The organism is Kitasatospora terrestris, assembly GCF_039542905.1.
GTDB lineage: Bacteria > Actinomycetota > Actinomycetes > Streptomycetales > Streptomycetaceae > Kitasatospora > Kitasatospora terrestris.
Genome location: NZ_BAABIS010000001.1, coordinates 5,038,972 through 5,055,851, shown reverse-complemented (window position 1 = coordinate 5,055,851; position 16,880 = coordinate 5,038,972). Strand labels below are relative to the sequence as shown.

General features: G+C 72.7%; 20 protein-coding genes. 9 read left to right on the top strand and 11 right to left on the bottom strand.

Annotation, left to right across the window (positions count from 1 at the left end; translation table 11 throughout):
• Nucleotides 1-117 precede the first annotated feature (117 nt).
• Both ABEB06_RS23385 and ABEB06_RS23380 read right to left on the bottom strand, forming a co-directional pair.
• Nucleotides 118-672, bottom strand: coding sequence for a GNAT family N-acetyltransferase (locus ABEB06_RS23385; protein WP_345698844.1), 555 nt, complete (start codon nt 670-672; stop codon nt 118-120).
• Nucleotides 669-1,421 (bottom strand): GntR family transcriptional regulator, encoded by a 753-nt coding sequence (locus ABEB06_RS23380; protein WP_345698843.1) that lies wholly within the window; start codon nt 1,419-1,421, stop codon nt 669-671. Before ABEB06_RS23380 ends, ABEB06_RS23385 begins: the two co-directional genes overlap by 4 nt.
• Nucleotides 1,422-1,740: 319 nt before the next feature.
• On the opposite strand from ABEB06_RS23380, the gene ABEB06_RS23375 reads away from it, so the two are divergent.
• From ABEB06_RS23375 to ABEB06_RS23360, 4 genes are all read left to right on the top strand, one after another.
• Nucleotides 1,741-2,085 carry a hypothetical protein gene (locus ABEB06_RS23375; RefSeq protein ID WP_345698842.1) on the top strand — a complete coding sequence of 115 codons (345 nt, stop codon included), beginning with the start codon at nt 1,741-1,743 and terminating at the stop codon, nt 2,083-2,085.
• A 376-nt stretch (nt 2,086-2,461) separates the two neighbouring features.
• Entirely contained in the window at nt 2,462-2,770 is a 309-nt protein-coding gene (locus ABEB06_RS23370) for a helix-turn-helix domain-containing protein (RefSeq protein WP_345698841.1), read from the top strand.
• A 1,233-nt stretch (nt 2,771-4,003) separates the two neighbouring features.
• Entirely contained in the window at nt 4,004-4,270 is a 267-nt protein-coding gene (locus ABEB06_RS23365; protein WP_345698840.1) for a helix-turn-helix domain-containing protein, read from the top strand.
• 3 nt (nt 4,271-4,273) lie between these two features.
• Entirely contained in the window at nt 4,274-5,512 is a 1,239-nt protein-coding gene (locus tag ABEB06_RS23360; RefSeq protein WP_345698839.1) for a tyrosine-type recombinase/integrase, read from the top strand.
• Between the two features lie 107 nt (nt 5,513-5,619).
• Here the strand turns inward: ABEB06_RS23360 and ABEB06_RS23355 are convergent, their stop codons facing one another.
• From ABEB06_RS23355 to sigE, 4 genes are all read right to left on the bottom strand, one after another.
• A complete protein-coding gene (locus tag ABEB06_RS23355; RefSeq protein ID WP_345698838.1) occupies nt 5,620-6,312 on the bottom strand; it encodes a hypothetical protein in 693 nt (230 codons plus the stop codon).
• A 211-nt stretch (nt 6,313-6,523) separates the two neighbouring features.
• A complete protein-coding gene (locus ABEB06_RS23350; protein WP_345698837.1) occupies nt 6,524-6,946 on the bottom strand; it encodes a sec-independent translocase in 423 nt (140 codons plus the stop codon).
• A gap of 53 nt (nt 6,947-6,999) precedes the next feature.
• Nucleotides 7,000-7,893, bottom strand: a complete 894-nt coding sequence (locus tag ABEB06_RS23345) for a zf-HC2 domain-containing protein (protein ID WP_345698836.1) — start codon at nt 7,891-7,893, stop codon at nt 7,000-7,002.
• Nucleotides 7,890-8,594, bottom strand: coding sequence for an RNA polymerase sigma factor SigE (gene sigE, locus ABEB06_RS23340; protein WP_393069315.1), 705 nt, complete (start codon nt 8,592-8,594; stop codon nt 7,890-7,892). The genes ABEB06_RS23345 and sigE overlap by 4 nt, the downstream gene beginning before the upstream one ends.
• Before the next feature lie 225 nt (nt 8,595-8,819).
• Between sigE and ABEB06_RS23335 the strand changes: the two genes are divergently transcribed.
• Nucleotides 8,820-9,497, top strand: a complete 678-nt coding sequence (locus ABEB06_RS23335) for an O-methyltransferase (RefSeq protein ID WP_345698834.1) — start codon at nt 8,820-8,822, stop codon at nt 9,495-9,497.
• 105 nt (nt 9,498-9,602) lie between these two features.
• Here the strand turns inward: ABEB06_RS23335 and ABEB06_RS23330 are convergent, their stop codons facing one another.
• Nucleotides 9,603-9,770: a DUF3117 domain-containing protein gene (locus tag ABEB06_RS23330; protein WP_014137929.1), complete on the bottom strand. Its 168-nt coding sequence runs from the start codon at nt 9,768-9,770 to the stop codon at nt 9,603-9,605.
• Between the two features lie 291 nt (nt 9,771-10,061).
• Between ABEB06_RS23330 and ABEB06_RS23325 the strand changes: the two genes are divergently transcribed.
• Entirely contained in the window at nt 10,062-10,862 is an 801-nt protein-coding gene (locus ABEB06_RS23325) for an enoyl-CoA hydratase/isomerase family protein (protein WP_345698833.1), read from the top strand.
• A gap of 39 nt (nt 10,863-10,901) precedes the next feature.
• On the opposite strand, the gene ABEB06_RS23320 is transcribed toward ABEB06_RS23325, so the two are convergent.
• Together ABEB06_RS23320 and ABEB06_RS23315 are read right to left on the bottom strand one after the other, a co-directional pair.
• A complete protein-coding gene (locus ABEB06_RS23320; RefSeq protein ID WP_345698832.1) occupies nt 10,902-11,480 on the bottom strand; it encodes a DNA-3-methyladenine glycosylase I in 579 nt (192 codons plus the stop codon).
• Nucleotides 11,477-11,893, bottom strand: a complete 417-nt coding sequence (locus ABEB06_RS23315; protein WP_345698831.1) for a DivIVA domain-containing protein — start codon at nt 11,891-11,893, stop codon at nt 11,477-11,479. Before ABEB06_RS23315 ends, ABEB06_RS23320 begins: the two co-directional genes overlap by 4 nt.
• Before the next feature lie 157 nt (nt 11,894-12,050).
• Between ABEB06_RS23315 and folP the strand changes: the two genes are divergently transcribed.
• Nucleotides 12,051-12,863 carry a dihydropteroate synthase gene (folP, locus tag ABEB06_RS23310; protein ID WP_345701952.1) on the top strand — a complete coding sequence of 271 codons (813 nt, stop codon included), beginning with the start codon at nt 12,051-12,053 and terminating at the stop codon, nt 12,861-12,863.
• A 4-nt stretch (nt 12,864-12,867) separates the two neighbouring features.
• On the opposite strand, the gene ABEB06_RS23305 is transcribed toward folP, so the two are convergent.
• Nucleotides 12,868-13,680, bottom strand: a complete 813-nt coding sequence (locus tag ABEB06_RS23305; RefSeq protein ID WP_345698830.1) for an LOG family protein — start codon at nt 13,678-13,680, stop codon at nt 12,868-12,870.
• Nucleotides 13,681-13,739: 59 nt separating this feature from the next.
• Entirely contained in the window at nt 13,740-14,810 is a 1,071-nt protein-coding gene (gene dapE / locus ABEB06_RS23300) for a succinyl-diaminopimelate desuccinylase (RefSeq protein ID WP_345698829.1), read from the bottom strand.
• A 121-nt stretch (nt 14,811-14,931) separates the two neighbouring features.
• Between dapE and ABEB06_RS23295 the strand changes: the two genes are divergently transcribed.
• Together ABEB06_RS23295 and ABEB06_RS39405 are read left to right on the top strand one after the other, a co-directional pair.
• On the top strand, nt 14,932-15,903 hold the full coding sequence (locus ABEB06_RS23295; RefSeq protein WP_345698828.1) for a VldE C-terminal domain-containing protein: 972 nt from the start codon (nt 14,932-14,934) through the stop codon (nt 15,901-15,903).
• Nucleotides 15,904-16,150: 247 nt separating this feature from the next.
• Nucleotides 16,151-16,870: a hypothetical protein gene (locus tag ABEB06_RS39405; RefSeq protein WP_425559680.1), complete on the top strand. Its 720-nt coding sequence runs from the start codon at nt 16,151-16,153 to the stop codon at nt 16,868-16,870.
• The last annotated feature ends 10 nt before the right edge of the window (nt 16,871-16,880 follow it).

Below are 16,880 nucleotides of genomic sequence, written 5' to 3'. Positions count from 1 at the left end.
CGTCGGCGAGCGGCCAGGGCCGCGCGCTGGCGCGCCGTGCGCGCCTTGATGAAGTAGCGAAACTCGTAACACGCAAGCAATCGGAGGGGCCGCGGACACCGTCCGCAGCCCCTCCGCTCATCTCTGGTCAGCGCGGGAAACCACCTGACCGCCCGCAGGCAGCCCCGGCTGGCGGCCCACCTCCCGCTCGAAGAGCGCCCCGGACTGCCTATGCGGCAGGTCAACAGTCCGAAGCAGGTTGAAGCCCTGTCCCCGGTAGTACCGGTGAAGCGCGGGGTTGGTCTTCCACGCGTCGAGCCGGAGCCGCGACTTGCCCACAGCCGCCGCGCGGCCGGCCGCCCAGTCGAGCATCCGGGCCCCGAGCGCCTGTCCCGCCGCATCCCGGGCGATCGCCATCCGGTGCACGTACAGCGCCGTTTCGGGTTCGTCGCCCGGCTGCCAGAACTCCGGGTCAGCCTGCTCGTCAACGGTCAACGTGCCGACGACCCGACCGTCAAGAGAGGCAAGGAAGCACTCACCTCGGCTCATTGACTCGATCAACCGCTCACGGCGGGGCGGGAATTGCCACTGATCGCTCCCCAGCGAGGCAAGCCATTCCGAAGCGCCCGCCAGCAGGTCCTCGACCAAGCCGAGCTCATCCGGCCGGGCGGCGCGCATCTCCAATGCGGTCACTCGGCACCGTCCTGGGGCTCCCAGCGGCGCTCATAGGAAATCACGTGGCGATCGCCAGGCAGGACGGTCACCGCGACGCGCACCGGCTTGCCCTCCGCGGTATAGCCCGTGCAAACGTGGTAGCCGACCGGCGTTCCCGGTCCCAGCTCCAAGCGGTGCACCTCATCCGGGGTGGGCATCCGCACGTAGACCTCATCAAGGGCCGTCACCTGACGGTAGCCCAGCTCAGCCAACACCTCGTTGGCACCACGCGTGATGTCCTCGGGGCGCATGATCTCGGACTCCCGCACGATGTCCAGCGGGAAGTAACTGTCGTTCAGGTTGAATGGTTCGCCGTCCAGCCACCGGATCCGGCGCCGCACTGCAGCCAGCTGACCCGGTTCGAGCTGCAGCCGCTTCGCAATGTCCGGGGCGGGCTCCACGATGGCCACCTCGATCAGCTGACGGGGCTCCCGCCCGTCAGCCGAGTGCTCCAGGACAAACGCGTCCATCTCGGCCGAGAACGGCCGCTTTCGGAACTCAGCCTGGGGCCGGAACACCATCGGCCGGCGCTCCCGCACGAAGTAGCCGCGGGGCCGCTGCGGCACGACAAGCCCCGCGTTGACCAGATCTCCGAGCGCCTGGCGGACCGTGCCGCGCCCAACACCGTACCGCTCCGTCAGGTCAGCCTCGGTTGGCAGCTGCGCACCGGCCGGGAGCGTTCCATCTGCGATCTGCTGCCGCAGAGCTTCAGAGATCTGCTGGTACATCGGGGCTCGCCCGGAGCGCATCGCTGACATGCCGTCCATGGAACCGCAGCTCAGGACGCATTGTCCAGTCAATGCGGACGATGCGCTTGACCGGCGATCGCAGAGCGTGCCAATCTCTTCACCGGCAGCATTGTTCGGACAATGCGGACGATGCCAAAGGCTTTGCCGTGGAGCGGTGCCAAACCGCCAAGTCAACCACCGCTCCACGCCCCTCGAAGGGAGCTCCATCATGCACGCAACGCTCTCCACTCCGCAGCTTTCCCCTGCCTCTGCGGTCCTGTCCGGCACGGCTCGCGCGGTGGCGCTATACGCCTCGGACATGCCGGACCGCAGCCGTTTCAGCGCGACCGGTGAAGTCCAGACCGAAGCCTGGGTCTCGCAGGGCGTCGAGCGCCTGGGCCTGGAGCAGGTCCAGGCGGACGGCGAGTTCCTGCGCTCGTTCCACCTGTCGCTGATGCGCTTCGAGGACACCCCGGCGGACCACCGGGCCTTCCGGCAGCGCTTCCCGTCCAAGCGCCGGATCTCCAGCGCCGAGGACATGGCGGCCATGCTCACCTGGACCCAGGCGAATCGCGCCGACGCGCAGCGCGTCAAGGTCGTCCCGTTCCCGTACACGGTGCAGTCCACCGAGGAGCTGATCGCCGAAGGCTGGATGGCCGCATAGACCGTCGTGAGCGCGCTCACGGCCTGATTGCCCGCGCTCACCGGTGACCAGCCAGGCCGTTCCCCGGGGTGTACCCGATCTTGGGAACGTTCCGGCGGACCGACCGCCACGGGACGACGTAGCCGCCGGTGGCCTGCGGCGGAACCGTAACCCGACCCGGTGAGCGCGTCCGTGAGCACCACGTGAGCGCCGGTGAGCGCGCCCCCGACTCCCGGCCCCGGGATCGGCCGATCCACGCAGGCCAGACCCCGACCAGCACCCTCCTTCGCACCGCCGCCCGACCGGCCGTGAGCGCCCCGTGAGCGCTCGTGAGCGTCGGTGAGCACCCGACCCAACCCACTTGTTTCGGGCCCGCCGCCCGACCGAGGAGACCCGCATGGACACCACCGTCTCGCACACCGCCGACCCGACCCCGCCCGCGCTCGCGGACCCGACCGACTACCTGACGGTGCCCCAGGTCGCGTTCGCCCTGCGACTGTCGCAGGAGACCGTCTGGCGTATGGCCCGCAGCGGCACCCTGGCCGCCTACCGGGTCGGCAACGGCCGGGGCCAGGTCCGTATCTCCCGCGACGCGTTCCGCGCCTACCTGACCGCCACCGGGCTGCCCGCCGGCCTGTCCGCCGTCGCCGCCTCCGCCCCCTCCAGCAGCCGCGAGCGCGCCCCCTGGACCAAGCCGCGCCGCTGACGAAGACGCTTACCGGCCGCGCGGCACTCGCGTCCCTAACGGCAAGAAGAGCACCGGCCCGCCCGGCGCGGGGTGCTCCTCTTGCTGTTCGGCGAAGCCGCCCGAAGGTCGTGCCGCGAAGCGGCTCCTCCTTTTGCTCTGAGAGAGCGCCTAAGTACAAGAACAGCCCCTCTTTTTTCCTAAGTAGAAGACGCTGCGTCACCTTCGTCACCCGAGCCGAAAAACGGCCCCTGACCTGCGACAACAAAGGTGACGCAGACGGCTTCCTCTGCGTCACCTCTGCGTCACCGCGTCACCTCCAGGACGCAGCCTGCGTCACCCGGTGACGCACACCCGAATCCCCTCGATTCCTGCGTCACCCGAAAACCGCAGGTCAGAGCGCTAAATGACGCTGATGTCGCGGTGACGCAGAAATCCCTACCTGGGACACACGCGCCCCGCCCCGCTCCGGGCTGACACCCCTGACACCTGACACCCCTGACACCCAAACCCCTAGGCAAACGCGGGTGTCAGGGCCCGCTGACACCCGCTGACACCCGCCCCTGACACCTCGCTGACAGTGCCGCAAGCAGTCCGGCACCGCCGCCTACTCCCCGCCTGCAGCACCTCGGCCAGCCCCCGGAGTGCCCGAAGCCCGGTAGCAGGCCCGCTATCGCTAGCACCTCCACCCGCTAGCGATAGCACCCCCGTTAGCAGCCCAAAGCCCGCCCGGCCTGGGTGTTAGCGGATAGCACCCCACCGCCGGTAACCCCGAAAACCGCCCCAACCCCGGGTTTCCGACCCCCGACACAGCCGCTACCAGCAGCACCAGCTGGCACTAGCGGTAGCGGTCCGATGGCACCCGACCCGACAACCACCGGCCAGCCCACTTGGTCACTCACAGCTACTGAGTACTGGGTACTGGCTACCACGCCACTAGCCAGTAGACGCCCCTCCAGGGGCCCAAAACGGCCTCTCCCGCTGGGAATCCCCAGTACCCACTCTCCAGTACGGCCACTGTCAGTGACGCCCAGCGCCTAGCGCACACCTCGCTAGATCTAGCGAGGTCGCCAGCGACCCAAATCAGCCCTGACCAGTCGCCTAGCGCCTTAGCACCGCCCCCAGCACCACCCGGAAGCCCGCCCGCGCCAGTGGCCCGGCACCCCGCCGGCCGCTAGCGCTAGGCCAAACCGGAGCGGCACCAACCGCCAAGTCAACTGCCGCTCACCATGCCTCGAAGAGGAGTCCCGCCTCATGACCAGCCGCCAGCGATCCGACGCCGCGCGACTGCTCCACAGCCTCAGCACCCACGGCAGCGGCCCCGGTGCCCCACCGAGCCTGCCCGCCCGCTACCTCAGCCCTGAGGACGTCGCCGCCCTCTTCGGCGTCCCCCTGGAGACCGTCTACCAGTGGCGCCGCAAGCGCACCGGCCCGCCCGGATTCCGCGTCGGCCGACACCTGCGCTACGACCCCAACGCCGTCGCCCAGTGGGTGGCCGACCAGAGCCGAGAGGTGGCCTGACCCGTGGCCGGACACATCCAGGACCGCTGGTACAAGACCGAGACCGGCCCCGACGGCAAGTCGCGCCGGGTGAAGACCGACCGGCACGGAACCGGCAGCCGCTACCGGGCTCGGTACGTCGGCCCGGACGGTAGCGAGCGGAGCAAGTCGTTCCCGGACCGCCAGAAGCGGCAGGCCGATCAGTGGCTCGCCCAGATCGAGGCGGACATGGCGCGCGGCCAGTTCATCGACCCGAACGCCGGGCGCATCACGGTCAAGCAGTTCGCCGAGAAGTGGCTGGCGTCGCTCACCATGGACCCGCTCTCGTACGTCACTACCGAGCAGCGCGTCCGACTGCACGTCGTGCCGCACCTCGGCATGCGGCCCCTGGCATCGCTCCGACCGTCCGACCTGCGCGAGTGGTTGGTGAAGCTCGCAGAGGGAGGCCTGTCGGCGGCAAGCCAGCGAGGGGTGTTCGCCAACCTCGGCACCATGCTGACCGCCGCAGTCGAGGACCGGTTGATCCCGAACAACCCGTGCAGGTCGACGTCGGTGAAGGCTCCGAAGCTGGACACCCGCAGGATCACGCCCTGGCTCCTCGATCAGGTCCTCTCCGTGCGGAAAGCCCTCCCGGAGAGCTACCGCCCGCTGGTGGACCTGGCCGCTGGATGCGGTCTTCGTCAGGGGGAGACCTTCGGCCTGGCCGTGGACCAGGTGGACTTCATCGAAGGCACAGTGCACGTCGTCCGGCAGATTCGGCTCATCCGCAATCGGCCGGTCTTCTCTCCGCCGAAGGGTGGCAAGACCCGGCCTGTACCGCTTCCGGAGACCGTGGCTCGGGAGCTGCGAACGCACATCACGGCTCATCCTCCGGTCAGCATCACGCTCCCCTGGGTCCGGGTGGACGGCCCGCCCGTCACCGCCAACCTGCTGTTCGTCGACGCCAAGAGGCGTCACCTGCACCGCAACGAGTTCAACCGGACGGTCTGGCGTCCCGCCCTCACGTCGGCCGGCGTCCCGCTGGGTCGCGACAACGGCATGCACGCGCTGCGGCACTTCTACGCCTCGGTCCTGCTCGACGCCGGGGAGAGCATCAAGGCCCTGAGCGCGTACCTCGGTCACCACGACCCGGGCTTCACGCTCCGCACCTACACGCACCTGATGCCCAGCAGCGAGAAGCGGACCAAAGAGGCGGTCGACCGGGTCTTCGGGGGTGGCCCCGATGCGGCTGACGGCCCCACGACGGCCCAAGGGCCCGAGTGACCCACTTCCACCGCAGGTCAGAGGGCATCCCGCCCGAGTTGAACAAGTTCTGACGCGGCGGACACCGACGGCCCCGGGCGGGAGCGCCCGGGGCCGTCGCGCGCGGGTCAGCGGCCGTTGTAGACCGTCAGGTCGGGCACCGTGGTGAAGCCGGTGCCGTAGGCGGAGACGCCGCGGCCGTAGGCGCCGAGGAGGACGCCGGGGGCCTCGCCGGCCAGGACCCAGCCGTACTCGGACTCGCGGTAGCGGAAGGGCTGCGGGAGGCCGTTGACGGGCAGCGTGAGCGAGGACCAGCCGGGGCCGTCGAGGTCGTCGGCGAGGTCCCAGGCGAGCGCGGACTGCTGGTCGAGCCAGTCCTGGCGGAGCGTGCGGTCGAGGTTGCCGGGCCAGGTGGCGGCGAGCAGCCCGGAACCGGCCAGCCAGGCGGCCGAGGAGGCCGAGGTGGCCTCCAGGGTGCCGGTGTTGTCCGCGGAGCGGCGTCCGGGGCGGCGGGCGACGGTGACCACGACCGCGAAGCGGCGGATGTCGCGGGCGTCGCGCGGGTCGGCCTGCCGGGCGGGCTCGTCGCCGTGCCCGAGGGTGCCGTAGTCGGCGGTGGCGGGGGTGTCGGCGGTGGCGCGGCCGGTCTGTCCGGCGCCGACCTGGCCGAGCCAGCGGCGGCCGGTCCAGCCCTCGTCGAGGCCGTACCAGGGGAAGTCGGCGGCCAGGTAGGGCGCCAGCGGGTCGATCGGGCCCGCTTGGGCCCCCACCGTGCGCGCGGTGGCGGTGGCCCCCGTGCTCCCGGTTGTCGTCGCGTCCATCCCCGGTCCTCCTCAGGCGACTGGCTCCGGCCGGAGCGCGCTCCATGGTGGCGCACCGCGGCTGCTCCGGCGCGCATTCCGGCACCGACACGTCCGGTGGTGGCGGACGGCGGCGACGGACCGCGCGGCGGAGTCAGTCAGCACAATAGCGGCGCGGACGCCGACGCCCCGTCCACGGGGACGGGGCGTCGGGCGGGCGGGGCGGGACGGCTCAGGTGGCGTCCGGGTCGAACGGGGGCCGTTCGCCGGCGGCCAGCGGCGCGGACGCGCTCGCGATCGGCGAGGCCGGCTTGCCGAGGTCGGTGCGCGCCGCGGCGGGCGCGGAGCCGCCGTTCAGCGTGGACTTGAGGTCCAGGCCGTCCTTGATCTCCTTGAAGCCCAGCGGGTCGTCGTTGCCGCCCAGCAGCTGCTTGCGGACGAAGGTCTTCGGGTGCAGGTCCTCGAACTCGAAGTCCTGGAACTGCGGGCCGAGCTCGCTGCGGATGTCCTCCTTCGCGGTGTCGGCGAAGGAGCGGATCTTGCGGATGAAGCCCATCGTGTCCTGGATGAGCTTCGGGAGCTTGTCAGGCCCGAAGATGACGATGGCCATGATGGCCAGCGTCACGACCTCCAGCCCGCCTATGTCTGAAAACACGTGTGCTCCCCAGCGCCCGACTACGGTCTTCTACAGGGTAATGGAGCCGCAGGTTAGCGCAGCAGACCGTGCGGGTCACCCGGCTCGGTCGGGCCGGACCGGCCGTGCGAGGGGTAGTCGCGGAAGTCGGCCGTGAGCTGGGCGTTGACCGGGACGACGCCGCCGGCCGGGGTGACGGTGGTGGGGCGCTGGGCGCCCCCGGAGGCGGCCGGGAGGCTGCCGACGCTGCCGAGGGTGACGGCGGCGACGGAGACGGCGCCGGCCGCGGCGAAGACCAGTCGGCGGCCGCGCGGGGCGGCGCGCAGGACCGGGGCCCCGGCGACGGCGGCGAGCGGGCGCGGCAGCGCGGACTGGCCGCGCCGGCCCGCGAAGGGCTCGCCGAAGGGGCGGCGGGCGCGCGGGTCGATCCCGGGTATCGGGGCGTCCGCGCCGAGCGCGCCGCCGCCGAAGGTGGAGCCCGCGCCGCGGCCGAACGAGCCGCCGGTCAGCCGGCTGCCGCCGAACACGCCGGTGGACGGGCCGGGCTCGTCCCGCCCGGTGTGCGGGTCGGTCGCGGAGTGCGGCGGCTGCGGGCCGGGGCCCTGGGCGCCGTCGGAGTCGTCCGGCAGGGCGGCGACCGCCAGCAGCCGGGCCATCAGCATGGAGGACGGCGGCGGGGTGCCGGTGCCGTGCAGGGCGCGTTTGACCGCGCGGGCCGACTCGGCCTCCGCCAGGCAGTCCGGGCAGGTCGCCAGGTGGGCCTGGACCCGCTCGCGGGAGTCGTGGCCGAGTTCGCCGTCCAGGTACGCCGAGAGGCGGTCGCCGAGGTGCTCCTCGACGGCCGGCTCGACCGGACGCACCGGCAGGGCGCGCAGCTCGGGCGCGGCGGCCGGCGCGGGCTGCTCGGAGCGCCGGGCGAGCTGCGCCCAGCGGGAGCGGCTGCCGCCTTCCGTGCGGCCCTCGCTCATGAGCCCCTCCGATCGCTGTCGGCGGGCTCCGCGCCGACCGGCACCGGTTCGGCGGAGCCGCCGCGGCGGGCCCGGCCGGCGGCCGTGTTCGGCGCGCGGTGCTTGAGCGCGGCGCGCAGGTGCGAGCGGCCGCGGTGGATCCGGCTGCGGACCGTGCCGAGCTTGACGCCCAGGGTGGCGGCGATCTCCTCGTACGAGAGGCCCTCGATGTCGCAGAGCACCACGGCGGCGCGGAACTCGGGCGCCAGGGTGTCCAGCGCCTGCTGGACGTCGGCGTCGAAGTGGGTGTCGCTGAAGTGTTGGGCCGGGCTGGGCTCGCGGCTGGGCAGCCGCTCGGCGGCGTCCTCGGCGAGGGCGTCGAAGCGGATCCGCTGGCGTCGGCGCACCATGTCCAGGAACAGGTTGGTGGTGATCCGGTGCAGCCAGCCCTCGAAGGTGCCGGGCGTGTAGGTGGAGAGCGACCGGAAGACGCGGACGAAGACCTCCTGGGTGAGGTCCTCGGCGTCGTGCTGGTTGCCCGTGAGGCGGTAGGCCAGGCGGTAGACCCGGGCGCTGTGCGCCTCGACGATCTCCTCCCAACTGGGCGGCGTCCAGCTCTGCGCGTCGGGGCCCTCGGCGAAGGTGGCGAGCGTGCCGACGGTCTCGGTCGTCGAGTCGTCTTCGTCCGACTTGTCCAGGGGGGAGTGCAGAGTCTGGTTCATCACGGGCTTCGGCGTACGGGCCGACGCAATGCCGCGGGAGTGCCGCTGCACAGGGACGTCGCCCTCGGCCACACCTCCTCGGTCGGCTCTTCTGCCCAGCAGAGCCACCACCATATCCACCTCACCCGTCGGATCCGGATAAAAGCGATTGAAAGCCAACCCGTAGGACTTCAACGGCCAGCCGCCGAACACGGTTCCCGCCCGGCCAGTAGTCTGTGCCGGGAAATGTCGACATCGGGTCGGCACCACCGCTGCGGAGGGGCAGCCATCACCGAATTCGGGCCGGCGCGGGTGGCGCTCGCCGACACCTACGTCGGCGAGGACGCGGTGCTGACCTACGCCCGGGCGCTGTCGGCCCGCACCGGGATCCGGGCGATCGGCCCGAGCGGCGGCGCCTGCCTGCGGCTGCTGGCCGCCGCGCTGGACGCCAAGGCGGTCGCCGAGATCGGCACCGGCACCGGCGTCTCCGGCGTCTACCTGCTGCGCGGGATGCGGCCGGACGGGGTGCTCACCACCGTCGACTCCGAGCCGGTGCGCCAGCAGTACGCCCGCGAGGCGTACCACGCGGCCGGCTTCGCCCCCAACCGGGCGCGGTTCATCCCCGGCCGGGCGCTGGACGTGCTGCCGCGGCTCGCGGACGGCCAGTACGACCTGGTGTTCTGCGACGGCGACCCGGCGGAATCCCAGTCGTACCTTGCAGAATCGTTGCGCCTGCTGCGGCCCGGCGGGATGGTCTGCTTCGAGGGCGTCTTCCAGGAGGGCCGGCTCGCCGAGCCCGAGCTGGACGACCCGCAGACGCACGCCGTCCGGGAGCTGGTCCGCGAGGTCCGGGAGAGCGAGCTCCTGCTGCCCGCGCTGCTGCCGGTCAGCGACGGGCTGCTCTGCGCGGTCAAGCGCCACTGAGCGGCGGGCGCCGTCGCTCCGACGGGCCCGGAGCGAAAGAAGGCCCGGGCCCGTCGGAGTGACGGACCCGGGCTCTCCCAGGATCAGAGGGGATACCTGCCGACGTCAGCCGCAGGCCTTCTTCAGCGCCTCGCCCAGGGCATCGGCCTCGTCCGGCGTGAGCTCCACCACCAGGCGACCGCCGCCCTCGAGCGGGACCCGCATGATGATGCCCCGCCCCTCTTTGGTGACCTCGAGCGGGCCGTCACCCGTCCGCGGCTTCATGGCCGCCATGCTCGTTCCCCTTCCTGCAACCGCTCAGCTACGTACCGGCAGTCCGTCCACCGCCGGTATCGAACGCATTGATCGGAAGCCATTATCCCGCATGCGACGCCCGGATGACCAACATCACTCTCTCCGCACACCCGCCCGGACCGGGCCGAAACCCCTGATTACCTGCCGGAAGCCGCATCCCGCCACGGGCCGACACGCGCCCCGAAGGTGCGGCACCTCACACTCCCCAGCCGGGCCGCCGCTCCGGCATGCTGGCGGACGACCACCCACGAACCCCGGGAGCCCTCGCCCATGACCGACACCGTCAGCCACGAGCTCGACGGCGGCCTGGCCGTCGTCACCATCAACCGCGCCGACGCGATGAACGCCCTCGACGTCGCCACCAAGGTCGCGCTGCGGGACACCCTGATCGCCGTCGCCGAGGACAGCGCCGTCCGCGCCGTCCTGCTCACCGGCGCCGGCGACAAGGCGTTCTGCGTCGGCCAGGACCTCAAGGAGCACCTCGGGCTGCTCAAGCGCCAGGAGGAGACCGGCGAGGGCGCGCTGCGCACCGTCGCCGAGCACTACAACCCGCTGGTGCGGGCGCTGGCCGGGATGCGCAAGCCGACCGTCGCCGCGGTCAACGGCGTCGCGGCCGGCGCGGGCGCCTCGCTCGCCTTCGCCTGCGACTTCCGGATCGTCGCCGACACCGCGGGGTTCAACACCTCGTTCGCGGGCGTCGCGCTGACCGCGGACTCGGGCGCGTCCTGGACGCTGCCCCGGCTGGTCGGGCACGCGAAGGCCACCGAGCTGCTGATGCTGCCGCGCACCGTCAAGGCCGACGAGGCGCTCTCGCTCGGCCTCGCCACCCGGGTGGTGCCGGCCGCCGAGCTGGCCGCGACCGCGCGGGAGTTCGCCCAGCGGCTGGCCGAGGGGCCGACCGTGGCGTACGGCGCGATCAAGGAGTCGCTGGCCTACGGCGCCTCGCACTCGCTGGGCGAGCTGCTCGACAAGGAGGACGAGCTGCAGACGCTCGCCGGGCAGAGCGAGGACCACGCGATCGCGGTGCGGGCGTTCGTCGCCAAGGAGAAGCCCGCCTACGTCGGGCGCTGAGCCCCCGCCGGGTGCCCCGGGCCCGCCGTCGGGCGGGCCTCAGCGGGGCGCCCGGTACCCGCAGTCCGCCAGGTGGTCGTTGACCAGGCCGCAGGCCTGCATCAGGGCGTACGCCGTGGTCGGGCCGACGAACCGGAAGCCGTGCTTCTTGAGGTCCTTGGCCAGCGCGGTGGACTCCGGGGTGACCGCGGGGACGTCCGCGAGGGTCCGCGGGGCCGGCCGGGCGGGATCGGTGGCGTACCGCCAGACCAGCGCGTCCAGCTCGCCCTCGCCGAGGTCGAGCGCGGCCCGGGCGTTGGCGACGGTGGCCTCGACCTTGGCCCGGTTGCGGATGATGCCCTCGTCCTGGAGCAGGCGCTCCACGTCGGCGGGGCCGTACTCGGCGACCCGCTCGATGTCGAAGCCCGCGAACGCCGCCCGGAAGCCCTCGCGGCGCCGCAGGATGGTGATCCAGGACAGCCCGGACTGGAAGGCCTCCAGCGAGATCCGCTCGAACAGCGGACCGTCCCCGTGCACCGGCACGCCCCACTCGGTGTCGTGGTAGACCCGGTAGTCGTCCGCCGAGTCGCCCCACGGGCAGCGCAGCAGGCCGTCCGCGCCGAGGACGGCGGCGGTCACTTCAGCTCCTTGCGCTGCTCGGGAGCGGCCGGCCCCTCCTCCGGCTCGACGACCTTGGCGAAGGACTCCAGACCCGGCAGCGGCTCGCCCGCGCCCGCCTCGGCGCCCGCGCCGGCCTCGACCGAGCCGCGGACCACCGCGACGGCCTCCAGCTCGGCGATCCGGGAGTCGCGGAGGGCCAGCTCGGCGCCGAGCCGGTCGAGGACGTCGTCGACCTCCTCCATGCGGTAGCCGCGCAGCGCCATCGGCAGGCGCAGCTCGTCCACGTCGAAGCGGCTGAGCGGACGGTCCTGCGGGAGGCGGGGGACGAGCCGGTCGTGCTCGGCCTCCGGCAGCGAACCGCCACCGCCGAGCGCCACCAGCGCCGCACCGCCGACCACCACGGCCATCGCGGCCACGATCACCCAGAACACGAGTCGTCCTCCGTCAGTCCCCGGTACGCCACGGCCGGTGGGATCATGGTCCCTGTGTAGGCCGGGGCCCATCATTGCACCCGGGCGAGCTGTGGAGGAGACACCGGTGGCACTACGTCTTGGCCCGTGCGAATTCGGCCCCGACGAGCTGGTGATCATGGCGATCGTCAACCGCACTCCGGACTCCTTCTTCGACCACGGCGCGACCTTCGCCGACGAGCCGGCGTTCGCGGCGGCGGAGCGGGCGGTCGCCGAGGGTGCGGCGATCCTGGACATCGGCGGGGTGAAGGCCGGCCCCGGCGACGAGGTGACGGTCGAGGAGGAGCTGCGCCGGACCGTGCCGTTCGTGGCGGAGCTGCGCAAGCGCCACCCCGACGTGGTGATCAGCGTGGACACCTGGCGGCACGAGGTCGGCGAGGCGGTCTGCGAGGTCGGCGCGGACCTGCTGAACGACGCCTGGGGCGGGGTGGACCCGAAGCTGGCGGAGGTCGCGGCCCGGTACGACGCGGGGCTGGTGTGCACGCACGCGGGCGGCGCCGAGCCGCGGACCCGCCCGCACCGGATCGGGTACGAGGACGTGATGGCCGACATCCTGGGCGTGACCGTGGGCCTCGCGGAGCGGGCGGCGGAACTCGGGGTGCGGCGGGACGCGCTGATCATCGACCCGGGGCACGACTTCGGGAAGAACACCCGGCACTCGCTGGAGGCGACCCGGCGGCTGCCGGAGATGACCGCGACCGGCTTCCCGGTGCTGGTCTCGCTCTCCAACAAGGACTTCGTCGGCGAGACGCTGGACCGGCCGGTGGACGAGCGGCTGCTCGGCACGCTGGCGACCACCGCCGTCTCGGCCTGGCTGGGCGCGCAGGTCTACCGGGTGCACCAGGTGGCCGAGACCCGGCAGGTGCTGGACATGGTGGCCTCGATCCGCGGCACCCGGCCCCCGGCGGTGGCCCGCCGGGGGCTGGCGTAGCGGCTCAGATCTCGGTGCCGGCGGGGCGGCGGCTGTCCTCGAGGATCTTCAGCACGTCGTCCACGTCGTCGGTGACGTGGAACAGTTCGAGGTCCTTCGGGGCGGCCTTGCCCTCGGCGACCAGGGTGTTCTTCAGCCACTCGACCAGGCCGCCCCAGTAGGAGCTGCCGAAGAGGATCACCGGGAAGCGGGTGACCTTCTTGGTCTGCACGAGGGTGAGCGCCTCGAAGAGCTCGTCCAGGGTGCCGAGCCCGCCGGGCAGCACCACGAAGCCCTGCGCGTACTTCACGAACATCGTCTTGCGGACGAAGAAGTAGCGGAAGTTGAGCCCGAGGTCGACGAACTCGTTGAGGCCCTGCTCGAAGGGCAGCTCGATGCCGAGGCCGACGGACAGCCCGCCGGCGTCCGAGGCGCCGCGGTTGGCGGCCTCCATCGCGCCGGGGCCGCCGCCGGTGATGACGGCGTACCCGGCCTCGGCGAGGGCCCGGCCGATGGCCACGCCCGCGGCGTACTCGGGCGAGTCGACCGGCGTCCGGGCGGAGCCGAACACGCTGATGGCGGCCGGGAGTTCGGCGAGGGCGCCGAAGCCCTCGACGAACTCCGAGGTGATCCGCCAGACCCGCCAGGGGTCGGTGTGCAGCCAGTCGGTGGGGCCGGTGGTGTCCAGCAGGCGCTGGTCGGTGGTGCTGGTGCCGACCTGGTCGCGGCGCAGCAGCACCGGACCCTTCTGCTTCTCGGGCCAGGGCTTCTTGCGTTCGGGCGCGGCGGCTTCCTCGGGTCCGTGCCCGTAGTGCTTGTCATCTCCGGTGGCTGTCATGACGAAACCCTACGCCCGGCCGCCCGACATTCCGGGGAACACCGGGCAACGGCCGGCTTTCAGCTCAGCCAGGCGCGCAGGCGCTCCTCGGCCTCGGCGATGGCGGTCAGCGAGACGTGCTCGTCGACCTTGTGGGCGAGGTTGGGGTCGCCCGGGCCGTAGTTGACCGCGGGCACGCCGAGCGCGCTGAACCGGGCCACGTCGGTCCAGCCGAACTTGGCCCGGGGCTCGCCGCCGATCGCCGCGACGAAGTCCCGGGCGGCGGGCTGGGAGAGGCCCGGCAGGGCGCCCGGGGAGACGTCGACCAGGTCCAGGTCGTAGCCCTCGAAGACGGAGCGCAGGTGGGCCTCCGCCTCCTCCACGGTGCGGTCGGGGGCGTACCGGAAGTTCACGTGCACCCGGCACTCGTCCGGGATGACGTTGCCGGCCACGCCGCCCTCGATCCGGGTGGCGTTCATGCCCTCGCGGTACTCCAGGCCGTCGATGACCACCCGGCGGGGCTCGTACACCGAGAGCCGGCGCAGCAGTTCGGCCGCCTTGTGGATGGCGTTGTCGCCGAGCCAGCTGCGGGCGGAGTGCGCGCGGGTGCCGCGCAGCACGATGTCGCAGCGCAGGCTGCCCTGGCAGCCGCCCTCGACCACACCGCCGCTGGGCTCCATCAGCACCGCGAAGTCGGCGGCCAGCCACTCCGGGTGGGCCTGGACGAGCACGCCGAGGCCGTTGCGGAACGCCTCGACCTCCTCGCAGTCGTAGAAGACGAAGGTGAGGTCGCGGTTGGGCTCGGGCAGGGTGGCGGCGAGGCGCAGCTGCACGGCGACGCCTGACTTCATGTCCGAGGTGCCGCAGCCCCAGAGCAGGTCGCCGTCGACCCGGGAGGGCACGTTGCCGGCGATCGGCACGGTGTCGAGGTGGCCGGCCAGCACCACGCGCTCGGCCCGGCCCAGCTGGGTGCGGGCGACGATGTTGTTGCCGTGCCGGTCGACGGTGAGGTGGGGGTAGGCCCGCAGCGCGTTCTCGACGGCGTCGGCGAGGGCCTTCTCGTTCCCGCTGACGGAGGGGAAGTCGACGAGCCGGGCGGTCAGCGCTCCGCCGTCGATGGTCAGGTCGAGGGGCGTGTCAGGGCTGCTCATGGTCGGCAACTGTACCGGAACGGTTCACTCTCCGTAACGGTCGCAACCGATGGCGGCCGTACAACCGTCCGACCGGTTACGGTGTCCGCGAACGGCGGGACCGGAGCGAGAGGAGCCGCAGGTGACCGAGCACGCCGAGGGCACGGACGGCGGGCAGGCCGGGCGCGGGCGGCGGCCGTGGGGCCGGATCGCGGTGGGCCTGGTGGCACTGTCCGTGGTCGGCGGCCTGGTGCTGTACCTGAACCGCGAGCACCTGACGCTGCCGCCGGAGGGGTGCACGGTCGCGACGGCCGCCGGTTCGGGCACGCTGGACCTGTCGGCCGCCTCCAACGCGGCCACCATCACCGCCGTGGCGATGTCCCGCGGTCTGCCGGAGCGCGCGGTGACCATCGCGCTGGCCACCGCGATGCAGGAGTCCAAGATCCACAACCTGGAGGGCGGCGACCGCGACTCCATCGGCCTGTTCCAGCAGCGGCCCTCGCAGGGCTGGGGCACCGCCGACCAGATCAAGGACCCGGTGTACGCCACCAACAAGTTCCTGGACGGCCTGGTGAAGGTGCCCGGGTACGCGCGGATGCCGCTCACCGACGCCGCCCAGCAGGTGCAGAAGTCCGGCTACCCGCAGGCGTACGCCAAGCACGAGACCAACGCGACGCTGGTCTCCTCCGCGCTGACCGGGCGCGAGCCGGCCGCTCTCAGCTGCGTGGTGCACGACCTGGCGCAGCCCGCCCCCGACCCCTCCCCCGCGCCGGGGCAGCAGCCCACCGACCTGGGCGAGCGGATCCGCCGCGAGTTCGGCAAGGTCGTCACCGTCGCGCCGGGAACGCCGGCCGCGAAGGACCCGCGCAAGGTGCTGGTGCTCACCCCGCAGGCCACCGCGAGCGCCGACTCCGGCCCCGGCGCCGCCCGCCAGGTCGGCTGGGCGGCCGCCCAGTGGACCGTCGCGCACGCCGTCGAGCTCGGCGTCGGCGCGGTCGCGTTCGACGGCAAGGTGTGGCGGGTCGACAAGCCCGCGGACGGCTGGAAGGCGCAGCCCTCCGGCGCCCCGGCCGACCGCGTGACGGTGACCCTGGGCGCCCCCGCCAAGAAGTGACGGTGCACCCGGTTGACGGACTGGTGAGCGGGTTGCCGCTCTCCGGGTGATTCCGGTCAACCGCGCTTGACCTCGGGTTTCGCGGCCACTTCGCTTGTGACACAAGGGAAGTGACGTTCCCTCGGCGCCTTCCCGCGGCCCCTGCTTGGGGGTTGCTTTACCTTGACCGGCCGAAACCTTCTCGCTCCCCTAGCGGTAAGCAACGAGTCCGCCCGGCGGACCGTTCACCTCACCTCTTAGGAGCACCATGTCCCTCCCCCTCACGCGTCGGATCGCCCAGGCCGCGCTGGTCGTCGCCGCGAGCGCGGCGCCCTTCGCCGCAGCCGGGTCCGCCTCCGCCACCGAGGTGGTGCCGCCGACCGACCTCGGCGCCGGTGTGACCAAGCTGGCCGACGTGCCGAACTCGGGCTCGACGGTGCAGGGGGCGACCCACGAGATCGGTCAGGTGGTCGGCACCACCGGCTCCGCCACCCTCGCCGCCGGCGGCCCCGCCGCGGGCGACGCCGCCGGCAACACCCTGGCCAGCACCCTGCCGGACACCGACGACGCGCTCGGCGAGCTCGGCCCGGTCGGCAAGGCCTCCGTCCTCACCGACCAGCTCGGCACGCTCACCGAGCGGGCCGCCCCCGCCGTCCAGGACAAGGTCGGCCCGGCCGTCACCGACAAGGTCGTCCCGGCCGCCCGCACCGCCACCGCCAGCCCGCTCGGCACCGTCTCCAAGGGCCTGCCGACCAGCAGCCTGACCCAGAGCCTGCCGGCGGCCGGCGCGCTCGCGCCGGTGACCGGCGTCGCGCAGAGCCTGCCGGGCGGCTCGGCGCTCAGCGGCCTGGCGGAGCACGAGTCCGCGAACCGCCTCGGCTCCATGCCGGGCCTCGGCGGCGGCAGCAGCCCGCTCGGCGGCGCCACCGGCGCCCTCGGCCCGGTCGGCGGCCTGCTGGGCGGCGGCCTCCCGCTCCTCGGCGGCTGAGAAGGCCCCA

Coding starts and splice junctions, on each gene's coding strand:
- ABEB06_RS23375 (WP_345698842.1), top strand. CDS start 1,741: ATGCCGGACCGCAGCCGTTTCAGCGCGACCGGTGAAGTCCAGACCGAA.
- ABEB06_RS23365 (WP_345698840.1), top strand. CDS start 4,004: ATGACCAGCCGCCAGCGATCCGACGCCGCGCGACTGCTCCACAGCCTC.
- ABEB06_RS23305 (WP_345698830.1), bottom strand. CDS start 13,680: ATGACAGCCACCGGAGATGACAAGCACTACGGGCACGGACCCGAGGAA.
- ABEB06_RS23335 (WP_345698834.1), top strand. CDS start 8,820: ATGTCGACATCGGGTCGGCACCACCGCTGCGGAGGGGCAGCCATCACC.
- ABEB06_RS23380 (WP_345698843.1), bottom strand. CDS start 1,421: ATGTACCAGCAGATCTCTGAAGCTCTGCGGCAGCAGATCGCAGATGGA.
- ABEB06_RS23345 (WP_345698836.1), bottom strand. CDS start 7,893: ATGAGCGAGGGCCGCACGGAAGGCGGCAGCCGCTCCCGCTGGGCGCAG.
- ABEB06_RS39405 (WP_425559680.1), top strand. CDS start 16,151: ATGTCCCTCCCCCTCACGCGTCGGATCGCCCAGGCCGCGCTGGTCGTC.
- sigE (WP_393069315.1), bottom strand. CDS start 8,594: ATGAACCAGACTCTGCACTCCCCCCTGGACAAGTCGGACGAAGACGAC.
- folP (WP_345701952.1), top strand. CDS start 12,051: ATGGCGATCGTCAACCGCACTCCGGACTCCTTCTTCGACCACGGCGCG.
- ABEB06_RS23330 (WP_014137929.1), bottom strand. CDS start 9,770: ATGGCGGCCATGAAGCCGCGGACGGGTGACGGCCCGCTCGAGGTCACC.
- ABEB06_RS23355 (WP_345698838.1), bottom strand. CDS start 6,312: ATGGACGCGACGACAACCGGGAGCACGGGGGCCACCGCCACCGCGCGC.
- ABEB06_RS23325 (WP_345698833.1), top strand. CDS start 10,062: ATGACCGACACCGTCAGCCACGAGCTCGACGGCGGCCTGGCCGTCGTC.
- ABEB06_RS23370 (WP_345698841.1), top strand. CDS start 2,462: ATGGACACCACCGTCTCGCACACCGCCGACCCGACCCCGCCCGCGCTC.
- dapE (WP_345698829.1), bottom strand. CDS start 14,810: ATGAGCAGCCCTGACACGCCCCTCGACCTGACCATCGACGGCGGAGCG.